Consider the following 17,844-nt stretch of genomic DNA (forward strand, 5'->3'; position numbering starts at 1 on the left):
TAATTGTTACGTTTAAAGAGAATTTGCAAGGATTGGTCTCAAAGCCTTGTAAATATTGGCTTGCAAGTTTTAGGACGGGTCTATTAGTCATTTGTCATTAGTTATGGGGCATTGGGCATGGAGCAACTGCCGTCATTGGGCATTGGGCGTTAGGAGTGCTGTTAGCGGTAGCGGGGCGTTTAGCCCGTGCTGAGTTAGGAGTTTTGTTTATCTCCTTGTCCCCTTGTCTCCCTCATCCTCCTCAGCCCCTCCGCTCCTTCGCCCCTCCGCCCCTCTCCAACAGTACTGCAACCCCTGTATAAACTTCTCTTGAAAATGCCCTACAGACGCCAGCAAGGCTTTTGTGTTACAATTTTGGAGTGTTTTTACTTTTATTTGCCTTTCGGCGATTTCAACCCCACGCATCAGGAGAGTTTACATGACGAGCAGTTACAGTGCCGATCAGATTCAAGTTCTGGAAGGTCTGGAAGCCGTCCGCAAAAGACCAGGAATGTACATTGGTACCACTGGGCCGCGAGGACTCCACCATTTAGTTTACGAGGTGGTGGACAATTCAATCGATGAGGCTTTGGCGGGTCATTGCACTCATATAGAAGTGGATATCAACGCTGATGGTTCCGTGACTGTAACAGATGATGGTCGCGGTATTCCCGTCGATACTCACTCGCGCACTGGGAAATCGGCTTTGGAAACCGTAATGACGGTACTGCACGCCGGTGGTAAGTTTGGCGGCGGTGGTTACAAAGTTTCTGGAGGATTGCACGGGGTTGGTATTTCTGTTGTTAATGCCCTATCTGAAGTTGTAGAAGTTACGGTTTGGCGAGATAAAAAAGTTCATCTCCAGCGCTATGAACGCGGTGTCCCAGTTAGCGATCTGCAAGTCAAACCTTACAAAGAAGCTAGAACTGGAACTTCTGTTACTTTTAAGCCAGATACCCAAATATTCACTACTAGCATTGAGTTTGATTACATCACTTTATCAGGTCGCCTACGGGAATTGGCGTATCTGAATGCAGGTGTCAAAATTACTTTTACTGACCACCGTTTAGAACTACTAAAAAGCGATACACCCAAGGTAGAAACCTACGAGTACAAGGGTGGGATCAAAGAGTACATTGCGTACATGAACCGTGAGAAGCAACCGCTGCATGAAGAAATTATCTATGTGCAAGGAGAACGGAACAATGTACAAGTGGAAGTTTCATTGCAATGGTGTACTGATGCTTATACGGATAATGTGCTAGGTTTTGCTAACAATATTCGCACCGTGGATGGTGGTACGCACTTAGAAGGGTTGAAGGCGGTTCTGACCCGGACATTAAATGCGATCGCTCGCAAGCGCAATAAAATTAAAGAAAATGAACCTAACCTCAGTGGCGAACACGTCCGCGAAGGTTTAACTGCGGTAATTTCCGTTAAAGTTCCAGATCCAGAATTTGAAGGACAAACCAAAACCAAACTTGGTAACACCGAAGTTCGGGGAATTGTCGATTCTTTAGTGGGAGAAGTCCTCACTGAGTATCTAGAATTTCATCCTGCTATAGCAGACTCAATTTTAGATAAAGCTATCCAAGCTTTCAAAGCCGCAGAAGCAGCCCGTCATGCGCGAGAATTAGTTCGGCGCAAATCCGTACTAGAATCTTCGCCATTACCTGGTAAATTGGCCGATTGTAGTTCTCGTGACCCCAGCGAATCTGAGATATTTATTGTGGAAGGGGACTCAGCAGGTGGGAGTGCAAAACAAGGACGCGATCGCCGTACTCAAGCAATCTTGCCTCTACGTGGTAAAATTCTTAACATTGAAAAAACCGACGACGCTAAAATCTATAAAAATAACGAAGTTCAATCGTTAATTACAGCACTTGGTTTAGGTGTTAAAGGTGATGAATTCGATTCCACCCAACTGCGTTATCACCGCATAGTCATTATGACGGATGCTGACGTAGATGGAGCGCACATTCGGACTTTGTTGTTAACATTCTTCTATCGATATCAGCGATCGCTCATTGAACAAGGCTTTATTTATATTGCTTGTCCCCCATTGTTTAAAGTCGAACGGGGACGTAATCATGAATATTGCTATAGCGATCGCGAAAAAAATCAAGCGATCGCCAAATTTCCTGCTAACGCCAACTATACCATCCAACGCTTCAAAGGTTTGGGTGAAATGATGCCACAACAACTCTGGGACACCACCATGAACCCAGAAACTCGTAAAATGAAGCAAGTTGAAATTGAAGATGCCGCCGAAGCCGATCGCATCTTCACAATTTTAATGGGCGATCGGGTCGCACCCAGACGAGAATTTATCGAAACCTATGGTTCTAAACTCAACTTTACCGATTTAGATATCTAATCTCAGCAGTCCTAAATCATTCCTAAAAAATTAAGATCCCCGATTTATCAAAAAAACCGGGGATCTTTAACTTTGAAATATTGCTTGACATTCCTGCAACAGATTTTGCTAAAGACTTTATATCCAAAATTTATGTAAAAACTACCTCTTTTGGCTGATGGCAAACTATGTAATTTATAAATTTATTGTATTAATATTTTTACTACTACAAATTATGTCGTTAGATGAGTGACTATATCTACAAATTCATTAACTATTGTTAATAATTCTTTATTTAACTGGATTCTACACAAGGCTATGAAATGAGCAAAGGCATAGTAAGAAAAGCATTGTTCAATATTATTGGCATCGGTAGCTTAGTTGCTCTGTCTGCCTGCACTCAACCTGTTGCAGAAACTCCTACAACAACTGTCCCTCCAACAACTGTCCCGCTCGTCACGCCAACTCCTACTGCGACTATTGCCACCCAAAATTTAGCAGAATTGGCAAAGTCAGCAGCTAGTCAAGGACAGTTTAAAACTCTCATCCAAGCAGTGCAAGCTGCCGGATTAACTGAACAATTGGCTACACCAGGTCCTTATACAGTATTTGCACCTACTGACGCCGCTTTCTCTGCTCTACCAAAAGCTACTCTAGACCAACTCTTACAACCAGCAAACAAACAACAATTAGTCAAGCTTCTGTCCTACCACGTCATACCTGGGGGAATTACCTCCCAGCAATTGACATCTGGAGAAGTTAAAACAGTTGAGGGTAGTCCCGTTAAAATTACAGTTGATCGTGCCAGCAACTCAATCACAGTCAACAACGCTAAGGTGATTCAGCCAGATATCCCAGCTAGCAACGGCATCGTTCATGTAGTTGACCAAGTACTTGTGCCACCTAATTTCCCTGCAAGTCTAAACACCACCCCAACACCACCGTAGTTCCGCAAAGTTCATAGTCTCCAGTTTTCAACTTTGAAAGCCACCGTGATTTTGAATTAGTCGCTAACAATCAATTAAAAATTTAAGTTGACTTGTCACACAAGTGATAAGTCTATACTACAAGAAATACAAATATTTCAAGTTACTCGCTTAGACAACCATATAATTTACTGATTGTCAATATTGTTGAAACAATCAATGCTCGATTGTTAACATAACTACCAACTTTATTGGAGATTTAGTCCAGATAATACTCTTTGCTCTGACTTGTTGATTAATTTGAACCACCAGCGAGAAACACATTTGTTATGCTTTAAGGAAATAACTGAATATCATCTATAAAACAGCAATTAATAAGTATTTTGAGGATTTCTCATCATAAGATGACAGAAACTTACCGAAATAAAAGTATTGAAATTTACAATTGCTTTACGCAAAAAAGCTTTGTAACCAAATCATCAGGTAATCTGCTGGGTTCTCTGTGTTCGAGGTAAGAGCTGTTGGAAGTACACACCAGAAGTCTGAAAACTTGTTAATATCTTCATGTAGTGCCGTGATGATCGCTATTGTATCGTATGTACTTTTGCCTAAGATAAGACGATATTGGCAAGTTCGCAGGACAAATTGTTTTTGAATTGATTAAAATATCCTTGTATACAATAAAAAAAGTTTGTCAAGTTTCATAGGGCTGAAATCGCCACAGTGCGCTAACGTGTGAATAAGACCGAATTAGTAAACCTAAATTGATCTGCGATCGGGTCGATTCTGCCACTGCCTCAACTCCTCAGTTAAGGTAGCTAGTACGCAGAAGGTCAACTGCTTTCAGGCAAGCACCACCGTTGTTGTATTTACCCAAGGACAATACCCGTTTTAGTCTAAGGGATGCTTAATTTATGAAGGAAATGTAAAAATGGGTAGGTTAAGACGAATAGTCTGAGTTAACAAAAAAGGCACTCTTTCTCAGTAATTAATGTTGTGTAAAATACATGAGATTCAGCAGGAGCAAGCGTACTTACTTCGTAATGTAATAAGAGCGTCACTGCAATTCCGAAAAGTGGAGAAAAAATTTCAGGGTATAAATCCCGTTTTCAATGTCTTTTTGGTGAAAGTAGCTAAAAGTTGCTTAATGAATTCATGATTAATACACAAAAAGAGTGCAATTTCTGTGAAACAGGCTACAATCGGAAGAGTCTTTATACGAAAATCTGCCAACAGTCTGAACTCATTTGTATAGAGTGGCAATTTTTTTGATAAAGGCGAGTATTTTTTTTGACCAGTTAGTTGAAAGCAATATGTGATAGCAACACATATAACATTTACTAAAGTGAGCAAGTCACTTTTAGTAATCGCTTAAACTAAAGTAAAAAGCCTCCGACCGGAGGTCTAAAATATCCGAAAATATCTCTGGCAAATCTGCCAAAAAACTTATTTTCGGTTGGCAATTGGCTCGTTTAAAAGAGCACTAAACACATCTTGAGTAATTGATTCTGCAAGGAGCATGAGGAACGCGGCATGAACCAGGCTAACAACGTACTCGAAAGCATATATCAGCCTGACCTAGAAATAATGAATCAGCCTGAGCTCGAGTTAGAAGAACTCTTAATAGACGATGAAGAGGACTTGCTGATCATCGATGAAGGTGACGAGGAATTTTTAGAGCCTCAGTCTGATGAGGACGACGCAAAGTCTGGAAAAGCCGCTAAATCGCGTCGTCGGACACAAAGCAAGAAAAAGCACTATACTGAAGATTCAATTCGGCTTTACTTGCAAGAAATTGGTAGAATTCGTCTGTTGCGGGCAGACGAAGAAATTGAATTGGCGCGGAAAATAGCCGATTTGCTGGAATTAGAGAGAGTACGCGAAAGACTCTCAGAGCAATTAGATCGCGATCCTCGAGATAGTGAATGGGCAGAAGCAGTACAACTGCCACTACCAGCCTTTCGTTATCGCCTTCATGTTGGTCGTCGGGCGAAAGACAAGATGGTGCAATCTAACCTCCGTCTTGTAGTTTCAATTGCCAAGAAATACATGAATCGTGGTTTGTCGTTCCAGGACTTAATTCAGGAAGGCAGTCTCGGTTTGATTCGTGCCGCTGAAAAGTTTGACCACGAAAAAGGTTATAAGTTCTCCACCTATGCTACATGGTGGATTCGTCAAGCAATTACCCGCGCGATAGCAGATCAATCCCGCACAATTCGCCTTCCAGTTCACCTTTACGAAACCATTTCTCGGATTAAGAAAACTACCAAGTTACTATCTCAAGAAATGGGTCGCAAACCCACTGAAGAAGAAATCGCTACTCGCATGGAAATGACCATTGAGAAGTTGCGGTTCATTGCTAAATCCGCCCAGTTACCTATCTCATTAGAAACGCCAATTGGTAAAGAAGAAGATTCTCGATTGGGCGATTTTATTGAATCCGATGGTGAGACACCAGAAGACCAAGTTTCCAAAAATCTTCTGCGCGAAGACCTTGAAAAAGTCCTCGACAGTCTCAGCCCTCGTGAAAGGGATGTTCTCAGACTGCGTTACGGCTTGGATGATGGTCGGATGAAAACCCTTGAGGAAATCGGACAGATTTTCAACGTCACCCGCGAACGCATTCGTCAAATTGAGGCGAAGGCACTCCGCAAGTTACGCCACCCAAATCGTAACAGCGTTCTCAAAGAGTATATTCGGTAGTAATTAGTCAATAGTCATTGGTCATTAGTGAATAAACAAATGACAACTGACTAATGACAAAAAAATAAAAAACCTGGTAGTGAATTAGCACTCCAGGTTTTTTTATTTATAGGTCATCTTGGATATTACAACTTATAGGATGCCCCAAAAATGTAGGAAGCCTTGACCAGAAAAAAGCTCAACCAAAACGGCTGCTAAAAAGCCAATCATTGCCAAGCGACCGTTCCAAATTTCTGCTTGTGGGGTAAAGCCCCAACGCCAAGCGTTGCGATCTTCAATTACGGGAGTAGTAACTTTTGTTGTGCTTGCATTTGTCATGGTTGGGACTCCAAACTTAATTATTAAGGTTTATTGCCTTATGTTAACTAATATAACAAATATTTTGAGAAGGGCAACATTTTTTATACTTTTGTTTCCATCACTTGACATTAAAGGTAGGAATTAATACAAGCTAAAACATCTATCTTTGGATACAACTATAGGACTTACACAAAAAACTTCTTAAACTCTTATTCCTCCGTGTCCTTCTCCCAAGGGGAGACGCTAACGCGAATGCGGTTCAATTTTTTGTTGCTTGTGCGCAAGTCTTGAACTACTCAAGACTTTTGGAAGAGTGCCTTAGTTTATTAGGATTATTTTGCAACTATCTTATCATCTAAGTAGTTTTTTATGCCTACACTTCTTGAAAAACAAGAATTTAAATTACAGATAGATGTGTATTAATTATGATTTAATTGCTATTTTTTAGCATTAATTCAGAAATCCAGAGTAGAAAATACTTACGGCTCAAGGTTTAAAATACCTTGTTTACCAGTCTTGTGGGTGAAGAGTTAAGTGATTAAGACTGCTTTATATCTATGCACTCACTAAAATTATTAATTTAGCTTTGTCATCCAGATAGTTAAGTTAGAGTTATTGCAAATAAAACTAATTTATAAGTTTAGGCAATTTTCATTTAATAAATTGATATTTAAACTGTTTGATAGTAGATCAAAAAAATTTATGAACAAGCAGCAAACTAATGAGTTTGACAAAATTATCCTTACTGCCTTCATGGTTAGTCTAGCTAGACAGTTCACAGATATTCCTTATGCTAAAGAGTTGGCACAATTAATAGAGATGCAAGGGTTGGTAAAGCTATCTCAACCACAAAATCAAGACAAAAGTGTTTTGCTTACCGCACGTGTGGAAGCTCGTTATAAAGCCATCAACCAAGTCATAGCTCAATATCAAATCACACAAGTTCTAGAACTAGCATCTGGTTTGTTACCGCGTGGGCTTTTGATGTCTAGTAATCCGAATATAACCTTTATTGAAAGTGACTTGCCTCAGATGATTGGTTGCAAACAGCAACTAATTCAGCAATTAGTGGGAGAACGTCCTAACCTGCATTTTATAGAAATTGATGCTATTAGCCGTCCTAATGAATTTTGGAAGAGTACTTCTGTACTTAAAGCTGGACAGCCAGTGATGATTTTGTGTGAAGGATTGCTGACACATCTGACTTTGGTAGAAAAACAACTTGTATGTGCCAATATCCGCGATATGCTTCACTCTTATGGTGGTGTTTGGATTACTCCTGATTTTATTGACACAGGTAGTTTAGTGCGATCGCAACAAGATGACTCAGGTTTAGAAAAGCTATTACAAACAGGTACTAACCTTACAGGCAGGTCTTTAGTAAATAATAATTTTGGTACACTCGATCAAGCACGGCAGTTCGTTTATGAACAAGGTTTTCGTGTGACAGAACATAGTATGTTGAACGTAATAGACGAGTTAAGCTGCTTAAAAATTTTGGGTATTGAGCCAGAAGTGGTAAGGAGAATGCTTGCTGCTCAATCTGTCTTTGCGCTTACTCTAGATGCTGCTTGATTTTTCCTTAGTGCCAAAAAATTTCCATTTCTTTTGAAGTCGAGACAAAACCAAGCTTTTTATAGAGACTTTTACCATCCTCAGTGGCGTGAAGCCAGAGGCGTTTTGCCTTAGTTGCTCTCACAAAGCTGATAATTTCCTTTAATAATGCTGTAGCAATTCCCTGTCCTCGCCATATCGGAATTGTATAAACGTTCATAATGTAGGCTTCTAAGCCTGATAGATTGCCGTTGTAAGGGGGTCGTTGAAAAAATACTAAGCCGCTAGTGGCAACAATTTGACTATCCACTTCAGCTACCCAAGCTAAAAACTCACCCGGCGGCATTTTTTCGCCAAGATATTTTCGAGTCGCTTCTGCTAAATTTGCGATGTCAGAATTATCTTTAATCTCGCCAGCCTCCCGCAGGAGTTCGAGACGCAGTTGGATTAGCGCCTCTAAGTCCTGCAAGTTGGCTTGTCGCAAGTTGAAAATCACCCTGATTTATGATCGCACTTCGGCAACAGTGATAATTTTTTCATCGCGGTTGAGTTGGAGGATGCTTTCACCTTTGACATCTCTACCTAAAATCGGCACTGTTTCCACAGGTATTCGCACTACCCGTTCCTTATTCGTCACTAAGGCTACCTCACCAGATGCGATCGCCATAACCATACCAGCTAAGTTGTCAGTTTTGCTAGCAAATTTCAGTGCTTGCGTGCCTAAATCGCCACGATTAGCCGCTCTTAACTGACTTGCAGCCATCCGCTTGGCATATCCTTCTTGAGTAACTAGCAGCAGTTGGTCATCTTTACCGACAGTGACACAGCCAACCATTTGCTGATTTTTCAATAGTCGAAATGCTTGTAAACCCATCGCTGTGCGTCCCATGACCGGCAATTGTTCATCATTAACTGCAAAGCGCAATATTCGCCCACCGGAACTAGCTAAAATCAGATGTTCCCCTGGGGCGGTGAACTGGGTAAATGACAATTCATCATCGTCTTTTAGTTTCAAAATTGTGATGCCGCGCCGAGTCAGGTTAGCAAATTCTCCCAGAGACAGACGCTTAATTCTTCCCTGTTTTGTTAGAAGAATCATCTGCCTAGTTTCGAGATTTTCCGGCAGCAAAAAGCGGCTAACTACAGCTTCTTGAGCGCCTTGAGCAGTACTACTGAGCATAGTAATTAAAGGTTTTCCCCGTGGAGAACGCCCAGTAGTTGGGGGAATTTCTCCCACATTCACCGGATACACTTTGCCGCCACCAGTTAGTATTAGCAAGTCTTTCCCTGTGTCGGTCAACACAGTTTGGATAATGAAGTCATTATCGTGCAGACCATTTTCAGCTTTTGACTTTCTCCCAGATGGCTGGGTGCGGCGGACATAACCCCGTTGGGTAAATTCTAAAATCGCTTCCTCTACTGGTTCCGAAGATTTAAGTTCCTCCTCCTCTGCCCCTGTGCTCCCCTGCCCCTCTGCCCCTCTGCCCTTCTGCTCCTCTGTCTTAGACTTCTGCTCCTCTCCGATTTTTGTTCGCCGGGGATCGTTGTACTTGCGCTTGAGCGATCGCAAATCTTTTTTCAGCGCCTTCAATAATTCGCGGCGATCGTTTAGTAACAGCTCCAACAATCTAATTTGTTCGCTTAACTGCTCAAATTCCTGCTGCAAATTTTGCTGTTCTAAACTAGTGAGGCGACGCAACGGCATAGCTAGAATTGCATCTCCTTGTACCTCACTCAAATCCAGTTGGCTACAAAGATTAATTTTTGCCGTACTCCCATCGGGAGCTTGGCGCAAAATTTGAATTACCTCATCCAAATTAGACAGCGCTTTCAGCAAACCTTCTACCAAATGCACACGACTTTGGGCCTTAGCCAACTCGTAATTGTAGCGACGGTTCAGCGTCTCTTCTCGGAATCGCAAAAACTCCTGCAACAATTGACGCAAACTTAACTGGCGGGGTTGTCCATCCACTATTGCCAGGAGAATCGCCCCAAAAGTCATTTGTAAAGCAGTTTGGTGATATAAATTCTGAAGAACTTCTTGGGGATTGGTATCGCGTTTGAGTTCAATTACCACCCGCATCCCTTCGCGATCGCTCTCATCCCGAAGATCGGAAATTCCTTGCAAGCGTCCTTGATTTACTAAGTCCGCTACCTTCTCAATCCAGGCAGCTTTATTCACTTGATAAGGCAATTCTGTAATGATAATTGCCGTCCGGCGCTTGCTTCCCCTACTGGCTGGAATTTCCTCTAGAGTTGCGACTCCCCGCAGCAGAATTCCACCTTTACCAGTCGTATATGCTTCCCGAATTCCCGCTTCACCAATTATTTCTCCACCAGTGGGAAAATCTGGACCTGGAATTAGCTCAAATAATTTTTCATCTGGCAAATCTGGGTTGTCAATTAAGGCAATTAACCCATCGACAACTTCCCCCAAGTTGTGAGGTGGAACATTCGTTGCCATTCCCACGGCAATACCAGAACAACCATTAAGTAACAGAAACGGCAACTGAGCAGGTAACACCGTTGGTTCTTGCTGGGAATTATCAAAGTTCCCGACAAATTCCACAGTTTCTTCACCAATTTCTGTCAGCATTCCTTCATGGCTGATGGGTGCGAGGCGCGTTTCTGTGTAACGCATCGCTGCTGGCGGGTCATTATCGACGCTGCCAAAGTTACCGTGTCCTGCCAGCAAGGGATAGCGGCTAGAAAAATCCTGCACCAGCCTGACTAAAGCATCGTAAACTGATTGGTCGCCGTGGGGATGGTATTTACCCAACACATCACCCACTACACGGGCACATTTTCGATAAGGTCTATCTGGTACTAAACCGAGTTCGTGCATTGCATACAAAATGCGCCGATGCACTGGTTTTAAGCCATCACGCACGTCTGGTAGCGCTCGCCCGACAATCACGCTCATGGCATATTCTAGATAAGACCGTTGCATCTCGGTGTGCAGGGCTGTTGGAATTACCTGTCCCGTTGAGAGAAGGTTTAACTGTTTTGCCATGAGTTTTTTCCCTGAAATTTAACTACACAAAAGCCAATGCAACTCAACACTGCGGCAACCACAGCATAACGGATGAAATGAGATTCATAACAAAATTTTGATAGTCACAGAAGAAAAAGCAGTAGTATCATCCTTGATGACGAAGATGCACATTGACTATTAAAAAGGATGCACACGAGTATAATCTACATAAACTTAGTAGCCATGATATTTACCATGATTGCATTTCTTAATTTTGAATTCTGGAATTCTTGAATCTCCTCACCTCTATAACTAAAATTCTCATGAAAACTGTTTTAATTGTCGAAGACGATCTAATTAATGCTCGTGTTTTTTCCAAAATTTTGTCCAAGCGTGGTGGCTTGGGTGTGAAACACACTGAAAATGTCGAAGAAGTCATTAAAATTGCCCAATCAGGAGCAGCCGACCTGATTTTGATGGATGTTTCTCTCTCCAGAAGTGTTTACCAAGGCAAGTCTGTTGATGGAATCAAGATTACACAAATGTTAAAATCTGATCCAAAAACAGCAAACTTACCTGTGATTCTAGTGACAGCACATGCTATGGAAGGCGATCGCGAGAACTTTCTCAAACAAAGCGGTGCTGATGGCTACATTTCTAAGCCAGTTGTTGACCATCAACAGTTCGTTGACCAAATCATCGCACTTCTACCCACAGACTAACATTGAGAATTAACGACTTAATTTCAGGAATACTTGCCCGCCAATGTTTTTGGGTAACTAGTTCCTGTATTTATCTAGTATAGATGTACTACGAAAAGGTACTATTAGGCAAGTGGCAATAGGAGAGTTAGGAGTTATGAGTGAGGAGTGAGGAGTTGAAATATTTAACTTTTAACTCCTAACTTTTAACTCCTAACTTTTAACTCCTAACTTTTAACTCCTAACTCTTAACTCCTAACTCTTAACTCCTAACTCTTAACTCCTAACTCCTAACTTAGACTCCTATTGAGTAGGCTGTTTTCTAGGCGTAGGCGCTGATGATGAGTTTTCTCGTTGCTGTATGGCTGTTTGAATACGAGGTAATTCTAGGAATTTTTTCGTATCAGACAGTAGACGATCGCCCCAGAGATTTTCTTTGAGGAAATTCAAGTTAGCATAGCGCGAATCGATACGGAGTGCAGTTTCTCCCAAGGTTAGTCCTTGTTGGCGATCGCCTTTAGTATACAGTGCCACGGCTAAGGCCAATAAAGGTTCTGCCGCTTGTTTCTCAAGGGTTACAGCAGATTGCCATCGCTTAATCGCTTCGGGGATATTACCCTGTTCGTAGTTGATTAAGCCAATATTGTTGAGCGCGGGCCAGAATTTTTTATCTTGGGAGACGGCTTTATCGTACTGTGCGATCGCATCTGGCAATTTACCCAGCAAATAGTAAGCATTACCCAAATCAAATAACCCCTCTGGATCGTTGGGTTTTAATTTCAAACCATCTTGATAATTGACAACAGCAGCCTGGTAATTTTTCTGCTGAAAATTAGCTGAACCCAAAGCAAACAGAATATCACCATTTTTAGGGTTGATAGATTGTGCTTTTTTCAGACTAGCGATCGCCCCATCAAACTCTTTGGATTGCAACTGCAATCCACCTAACAGCAACCACACTTTATCATTCCCAGGAGCCAGTTGACTTGCCAGCCGCGCTCGTGGCAAAGCTAATTCAACCTGTTGAAACTGAGCTAGTTGAGCCGCCTCTTGTGCCAAGCTCAACCCCTGCTTTTCTAACTTTGTCGCATCTAGTTGCAGTGTATGGGGTATTAATGCCTGCGCGTTAGCGGCTTTTGGCATACTCCATAAACTACAGACCATTAAAAGAGAAATCAAACGAACATGTTTAGGCACACTACCGCCTTTAAGCCACTAATCAAAGAATCTTTCAGCTAGCTTAAACGATCTGCGCTGTTGGCGGTAGCAAAATCTTACCAATCTTGGGGAAAGGGATGTGGGGAGATGAGGGAAACAAGGGAGACAAGGAGAATAATCAATACCCAATACCCATTAGAAAAACTGATGACTTTGGTCATACATCAGTCTGGAATTACTAGTGACTTTGGTCATACATCAGTTTGGATGTTTTGAACGATAATTGTTATGTATGAATTTATACGATGAGGTAAAGATTAAACACTTTGATATCAAAAAAAGCAACTGTCTAAGATTGCTTAATCCATGTCTCAGCAGAATAGAACTTTAATGTAAATAAGGAGTCAATTCCATGTTGAAACCAAACCGTATATCGATTGTATTAGCTGCTGCTGCCCTGATTATTGTTCCCAGTCTCTTGACTGCGCCTGCAAGTGCCCAGACGAAAGTCTATGTTGTTGGCGATCGCGATCAAAATTGGGATCGTGACGGCAGATCCAATTCTAGAGCCAGAGATAATTGGAACCGCGACGGCAGATCCAATTCTAGAGAAGTCAGAAACTCTAGAGACAGGGATAATTGGAACCGTGATAGCAGAACATATCCTGTAGAAGTCAGAAACCCCAGATATCGGGATAATTGGAACCGTGACAACCAATTTAATGGCAGAGTAGTCAGACTTGGTAATGGTGATATCAGATATCCCAATGGGCAAATTATTCCTGCTAGATCCGTAGTCAGACTGCGCGATCAAGGTTACTTCAGACTTCCTAACGGGGATATTCTTCTTCCCAATCAGGAAATTGTTCCTGCTGGGAGATTAGTGAGAGTGCATGATGATTACTTCAGACTTCCTAGTGGATTAGTACTGCAAATCAACCTTTAAACACTAAAAACTCAAAATCATTGTCAGTATTAGGCTACCAGGCTATAGTTTTAGCCGTGAATAAATAGCTCGGTAGCCGTTCCTTATAGACAAAATGGATATGAAAATTGATACACCAAATACCGTAGATTCATCAGTTTTAGTTCCAGAGGTAAAGAAAAAAAAGGGCAGACGTAATTGGCTCTCTTGGCTAATTGCTCTTTGCCTTTTGGGTGGAATTGGCTATGCCGTTTATTACCAAGTAACGGTTGCTCCCCGTCAACAAGCCAGTCGTCGGGTGCTGACAAGACCTGTAGAAAGGCAGAGTTTAACAATCACAGTTTCAGCAAACGGAACGGTGAAGCCTGAGCGGTCAATCAACCTCAGCCCAAAAAATTCCGGCATCTTGAAAAGCTTGCTGGCGAAAGAAGGAGATATCGTCAAACAAGGACAGATTGTTGCTTACATGGATGATTCCAACCTCCGGGGGCAACTTACCTCTGCTCAAGGACAATTGGCACAAGCCGAGGCGAATTTGCAAAAAGCGATCGCAGGTAATCGCCCTCAAGATATTGCTCAAGCACAAGGAGTATTAGACGAAGCCGAAGCGAATCTGCAAAAGGTACAAGCAGGCAATCGCTCTCAAGATATTGCCCAAGCACAGGCACGCTTGCAAAGTGCTCAAGCCGCCCTTCGCCAAGCAGAAGATGATTTTGTTCGCAATCAGCAACTTTACAATGCAGGCGGTATTTCCCTTCAAACTCTTAACCAAAACCGCTCCAATCGTGACAGCGCCCAAGCTAATGTAAATGAAGCACAGCAAGCACTGGCTCTGCAAAAAGCCGGGTCACGTCCAGAAGACGTTGAGCAAGCACGATCTGTAGTGAAGCAAAGACAGCAAGCTTTGGCACTCCTGAAAGCCGGAACGCGCCAAGAAGATATTAATGCAGCCCGCGCCCAGGTAACATCGGCTCGTGGCTCGCTGCAAAACATCCAAGCCGAAATCAATGACACGATTATTCGCGCACCTTTTGATGGTGTAGTGACAAAGAAATATGCCGATCCAGGCGCTTTCGTGACACCCACAACTGCCAGTAGTGAAGTAGCTTCTTCTTCTTCTTCTTCAATCTTGTCTCTAGCTTCTACAAATGAAGTTGTCGCCAATTTAGCGGAAACAAATATTTCCAAAATCAGCCTTGGTCAAAAAGTCTCGATTAAAGCAGATGCCTACCCAGGAAAGACCTTTGAAGGTAAAGTGAGCCAAATTGCTGCCCAAGCAATAGTAGAGCAAAACGTCACCAGTTTTGAAGTGAGAGTATCACTTTCAGACTCTCAAAGACTACTGCGGTCTGGGATGAATGCGGAAGTAGATTTTCAAGTCGGTCAAGTTCAAAATGTTTTAGTAGTGCCAACAGCCTCAGTGGTACGCCAAGAAAATGCCACAGGCGTGTTTGTGCCAGGAAAAAATAACAAACCTGTGTTCACTCGCATTGAGACTGGCGTCACCGCGAATAACTTTACCGAAGTTAAGTCTGGATTAACAGGAGATGAAAGGGTGTTGCTCAGTTTCCCACCAGGGTCACGTCCACAATCAACACCAAGAGGAGGAGTTTTCCCTGGTTTAGGTGGTGGTGGAGGCGGAGGAAGAGGAGCCGGTGGCGGTGGAGGTCGTTCAGGCGGTGGTTCTGCTGGTGGTTCCCCTTAAAGTGAGTTTTAAATCAATACGGTTTAGTTAAAAAGAGGCAAGGGAGCAAGGGGATGAAACAGAAAGGGGAGTAAAAAGGTTCAACTGCCGAGTAAAAAGGTTCAACTGCCGAGTAAAAAGGCTCAACTGCCGAGTAAAAAGGCTCAACTGCCGAGTAAAAAGGCTCAACTGTCGAGTAAAAAGGTTCAACTGCCGAGTAAAAAGGTTCAACTGTCGAGTAAAAAGGTTCAACTGTCGAGTAAAAAGGTTCAACTGTCGAGTAAAAAGGTTCAACTGTCGAGTAAAAAGGTTCAACTGTCGAGTAAAAAGGTTCAACTGTCGAGTAAAAAGGTTCAACTGTCGAGTAAAAAGGCTCAACTGCCGAGTAAAAAGGCTCAACTGTCGAGTAAAAAGGCTCAACTGTCGAGTAAAAAGGCTCAACTTTTTTAACGAACCGCGTTCGCGCAGCGTCTCGTTAGAGAAGGACGCATAGACACGAAGTGGCTTCCCGAAGGGTAGGACGCAAAGGAAGAGAAGGAAGAAATGCTTAACTGAATTGTATTGAGTTTCAAATAAAACTTTATGTTTAAGATATTTAAGGGCTTTTACAAAGCGAAGAATACCCGCACAGTACCATTGCTGGAAATCTTGACAATGGCGGCAGAGACTCTGTGGAGTAACAAATTACGCACAGGTCTAACTATGTTGGGCGTGATTATTGGGATTTCTTCAGTTATTGCCATTACTTCTGTTGGTCAGGGAGTACAAAAGGGAGTTGAGCAACAGATACAAGCATTGGGTACAGATGTGATCCAAATCTTGGCAGGTGCGGCAAGAAGCGGGAATGTCCGTCAAGGAGTAGGTTCTAGCAGTACCTTGACCTGGGAAGATGCTAAAGAGATCGCTACACAAGCGCCATCAGCACAGATGGTTTCTGCTTATCTCCAACGGACTGCCCAAGTTGTATATGCAGGACAGAACACCTCAACAACCATTTATGGCACAGATTTGAACTACCCAGAAGTCAGAAATACTCACCCCCAACAAGGGAGATATTTTACTCAGGAAGAACTAGATACTGCCGCACAGCTGGCCATTCTTGGCCCTACAGTTCAAAAAACACTCTTTGCACAGGGTGTAAATCCGATCGGCGAGAAAATTCGGATTCAGGGAGAGGCTTATGAAGTAATTGGGGTAATGGAACCTAAAGGTTCTCAGGGGCCGATGGATCGAGATGACCAGATTTTTATTCCTCTAACTAGTATGTCGAAGAGACTAGTTGGGAACAATGCTCTGGTAGGCGTTTCTGTAAGTGGAATTTTAGTCAAAGGCGCTAATCAGGAGCAGTTAGAAGCCGCTCAGTTTCAAGTTACCAATCTCTTACGGCTGCGTCATAATATTTATCCGCCACAAGCTGATGATTTTCGGCTGACTAATCAAGCTGATATTGTTAGTACCTTTACTAGTGTTGTGGGTTTATTTACAGTCATGGTGGTAGCGATCGCTGGAATTTCTCTAGTGGTTGGTGGCATTGGTATTGCTAACATTATGCTAGTTTCTGTGGTTGAGCGGACGCGAGAAATCGGGATTCGCAAAGCCGTAGGAGCCACTAATTCAGCCATTCTCAATCAATTTTTAGCGGAAGCGATCGTGATTTCCATTGTCGGCGGAGGTATTGGTATGGCGACTGGCGTTTTATTAGCTTTTGTAGCTGCAAACGTTTTCAAATTTCCCTTTGTAATTTCTTTGTTGTCAATCGTTGCTGGCTTTGTACTCTCGTTAACCGTTGGCTTAATCGCTGGCGTGATTCCAGCACGGAACGCCGCCAAATTAGATCCAATTAACGCTTTAAGAAGTGACTAAATAATTTGTAATTCGTAACTCCTAACTCCTAACTCCTAACTCTTATGCCAACAATGATTTGGATGGAATCTATTACTAAAACTTACCACTTGGGAGAAGTTAGTGTTCCCATACTCAAGGGAATTGAACTCTCTATTGAGGAAGGGGAATATGTCTCAATTATGGGTGCGTCAGGTTCAGGTAAATCCACGCTCATGAATATTTTGGGATGTCTGGATCGTCCCACAACTGGAGACTATATTTTTGAAGGCAGAAACCTGACGACTTTTGATGATGATGAATTAGCCTATATTCGTAACCAAAGGATAGGTTTTGTGTTCCAGCAATTTAACCTATTGGCGCGGGCAACAGCGTTGGAAAACGTGATGTTGCCAATGGTTTACGCTAACTTACCCAAGCCAAAACGCCGGGAAAGGGCATTAGAAGCCTTAGAAAAGGTAGGACTAGGGGGACGCATCGCGAACCGTCCTAGTCAACTCTCTGGCGGACAACAGCAAAGAGTAGCGATCGCTCGTGCTTTGGTCAACCGACCTGCATTAGTTTTGGCTGATGAGCCAACAGGAGCTTTAGATACTGAAACTTCCCATGAGGTGATGAGTTTGCTGACTGAACTTAATAACCAAGGGATCACGATTGTGATTGTCACTCATGAACCTGATATCGCTGCTCAAACCCAAAGGATTATCCGAGTTCAGGATGGTTTGATTGTCGGCTAATTTGT

The 17,844-nt window shown here is 42.6% G+C and carries 13 protein-coding genes; 9 read left to right on the top strand and 4 right to left on the bottom strand.

Translation table 11 applies throughout. The features are described from left to right. Positions 1-418: 418 nt before the first annotated feature. From gyrB to rpoD, 3 genes are all read left to right on the top strand, one after another. Complete coding sequence (gene gyrB / locus HWQ40_RS03650) at positions 419-2,356, top strand: DNA topoisomerase (ATP-hydrolyzing) subunit B (protein WP_292775017.1); 1,938 nt, start codon at positions 419-421, stop codon at positions 2,354-2,356. 302 nt (positions 2,357-2,658) lie between these two features. Next, positions 2,659-3,282 (top strand): fasciclin domain-containing protein, encoded by a 624-nt coding sequence (locus HWQ40_RS03655; RefSeq protein ID WP_292775019.1) that lies wholly within the window; start codon positions 2,659-2,661, stop codon positions 3,280-3,282. Between the two features lie 1,512 nt (positions 3,283-4,794). After that, positions 4,795-5,964: an RNA polymerase sigma factor RpoD gene (rpoD, locus tag HWQ40_RS03660; protein WP_292775020.1), complete on the top strand. Its 1,170-nt coding sequence runs from the start codon at positions 4,795-4,797 to the stop codon at positions 5,962-5,964. Between the two features lie 132 nt (positions 5,965-6,096). On the opposite strand, the gene HWQ40_RS03665 is transcribed toward rpoD, so the two are convergent. Further along, a complete protein-coding gene (locus tag HWQ40_RS03665; RefSeq protein WP_104904897.1) occupies positions 6,097-6,282 on the bottom strand; it encodes a chlorophyll a/b-binding protein in 186 nt (61 codons plus the stop codon). Positions 6,283-6,966: 684 nt separating this feature from the next. Here HWQ40_RS03665 and HWQ40_RS03670 point away from each other — a divergent pair. Beyond that, positions 6,967-7,839 carry a class I SAM-dependent methyltransferase gene (locus HWQ40_RS03670; protein WP_292775021.1) on the top strand — a complete coding sequence of 291 codons (873 nt, stop codon included), beginning with the start codon at positions 6,967-6,969 and terminating at the stop codon, positions 7,837-7,839. Between the two features lie 7 nt (positions 7,840-7,846). Here the strand turns inward: HWQ40_RS03670 and HWQ40_RS03675 are convergent, their stop codons facing one another. Further along, entirely contained in the window at positions 7,847-8,302 is a 456-nt protein-coding gene (locus tag HWQ40_RS03675) for a GNAT family N-acetyltransferase (RefSeq protein ID WP_292775023.1), read from the bottom strand. 18 nt (positions 8,303-8,320) lie between these two features. Continuing rightward, positions 8,321-10,831, bottom strand: a complete 2,511-nt coding sequence (gyrA, locus tag HWQ40_RS03680; protein WP_292775025.1) for a DNA gyrase subunit A — start codon at positions 10,829-10,831, stop codon at positions 8,321-8,323. A 284-nt stretch (positions 10,832-11,115) separates the two neighbouring features. Between gyrA and HWQ40_RS03685 the strand changes: the two genes are divergently transcribed. After that, positions 11,116-11,514, top strand: a complete 399-nt coding sequence (locus HWQ40_RS03685) for a response regulator (RefSeq protein ID WP_292775026.1) — start codon at positions 11,116-11,118, stop codon at positions 11,512-11,514. Positions 11,515-11,796: 282 nt separating this feature from the next. Here HWQ40_RS03685 and HWQ40_RS03690 read toward each other — a convergent pair whose 3' ends face one another. Next, entirely contained in the window at positions 11,797-12,690 is an 894-nt protein-coding gene (locus HWQ40_RS03690; protein ID WP_292775027.1) for a tetratricopeptide repeat protein, read from the bottom strand. A gap of 373 nt (positions 12,691-13,063) precedes the next feature. Here HWQ40_RS03690 and HWQ40_RS03695 point away from each other — a divergent pair, with 373 nt between their 5' ends. The 4 genes from HWQ40_RS03695 to HWQ40_RS03710 all read left to right on the top strand — a co-directional run bounded on the left by HWQ40_RS03695 (position 13,064) and on the right by HWQ40_RS03710 (position 17,839). Then, positions 13,064-13,597, top strand: a complete 534-nt coding sequence (locus tag HWQ40_RS03695; protein ID WP_292775029.1) for a hypothetical protein — start codon at positions 13,064-13,066, stop codon at positions 13,595-13,597. A 100-nt stretch (positions 13,598-13,697) separates the two neighbouring features. Continuing rightward, positions 13,698-15,281 carry an efflux RND transporter periplasmic adaptor subunit gene (locus tag HWQ40_RS03700; protein WP_292775031.1) on the top strand — a complete coding sequence of 528 codons (1,584 nt, stop codon included), beginning with the start codon at positions 13,698-13,700 and terminating at the stop codon, positions 15,279-15,281. A 570-nt stretch (positions 15,282-15,851) separates the two neighbouring features. Then, complete coding sequence (locus HWQ40_RS03705) at positions 15,852-17,123, top strand: ABC transporter permease (protein WP_292775049.1); 1,272 nt, start codon at positions 15,852-15,854, stop codon at positions 17,121-17,123. Positions 17,124-17,167: 44 nt separating this feature from the next. Beyond that, on the top strand, positions 17,168-17,839 hold the full coding sequence (locus tag HWQ40_RS03710) for an ABC transporter ATP-binding protein (RefSeq protein ID WP_292775032.1): 672 nt from the start codon (positions 17,168-17,170) through the stop codon (positions 17,837-17,839). Positions 17,840-17,844: the final 5 nt, after the last annotated feature.

Source organism: Nostoc sp. NMS9 (genome assembly GCF_017114995.1).
In the GTDB taxonomy this organism is placed as follows: domain Bacteria; phylum Cyanobacteriota; class Cyanobacteriia; order Cyanobacteriales; family Nostocaceae; genus Nostoc.

Excerpts from the sequence above, each read along its gene's own strand:
- gyrB (WP_292775017.1), top strand. The coding sequence starts at position 419 with ATGACGAGCAGTTACAGTGCCGATCAGATTCAAGTTCTGGAAGGTCTG.
- HWQ40_RS03655 (WP_292775019.1), top strand. The coding sequence starts at position 2,659 with ATGAGCAAAGGCATAGTAAGAAAAGCATTGTTCAATATTATTGGCATC.
- rpoD (WP_292775020.1), top strand. The coding sequence starts at position 4,795 with ATGAACCAGGCTAACAACGTACTCGAAAGCATATATCAGCCTGACCTA.
- HWQ40_RS03665 (WP_104904897.1), bottom strand. The coding sequence starts at position 6,282 with ATGACAAATGCAAGCACAACAAAAGTTACTACTCCCGTAATTGAAGAT.
- HWQ40_RS03670 (WP_292775021.1), top strand. The coding sequence starts at position 6,967 with ATGAACAAGCAGCAAACTAATGAGTTTGACAAAATTATCCTTACTGCC.
- gyrA (WP_292775025.1), bottom strand. The coding sequence starts at position 10,831 with ATGGCAAAACAGTTAAACCTTCTCTCAACGGGACAGGTAATTCCAACA.
- HWQ40_RS03685 (WP_292775026.1), top strand. The coding sequence starts at position 11,116 with ATGAAAACTGTTTTAATTGTCGAAGACGATCTAATTAATGCTCGTGTT.
- HWQ40_RS03695 (WP_292775029.1), top strand. The coding sequence starts at position 13,064 with ATGTTGAAACCAAACCGTATATCGATTGTATTAGCTGCTGCTGCCCTG.
- HWQ40_RS03700 (WP_292775031.1), top strand. The coding sequence starts at position 13,698 with ATGAAAATTGATACACCAAATACCGTAGATTCATCAGTTTTAGTTCCA.
- HWQ40_RS03710 (WP_292775032.1), top strand. The coding sequence starts at position 17,168 with ATGCCAACAATGATTTGGATGGAATCTATTACTAAAACTTACCACTTG.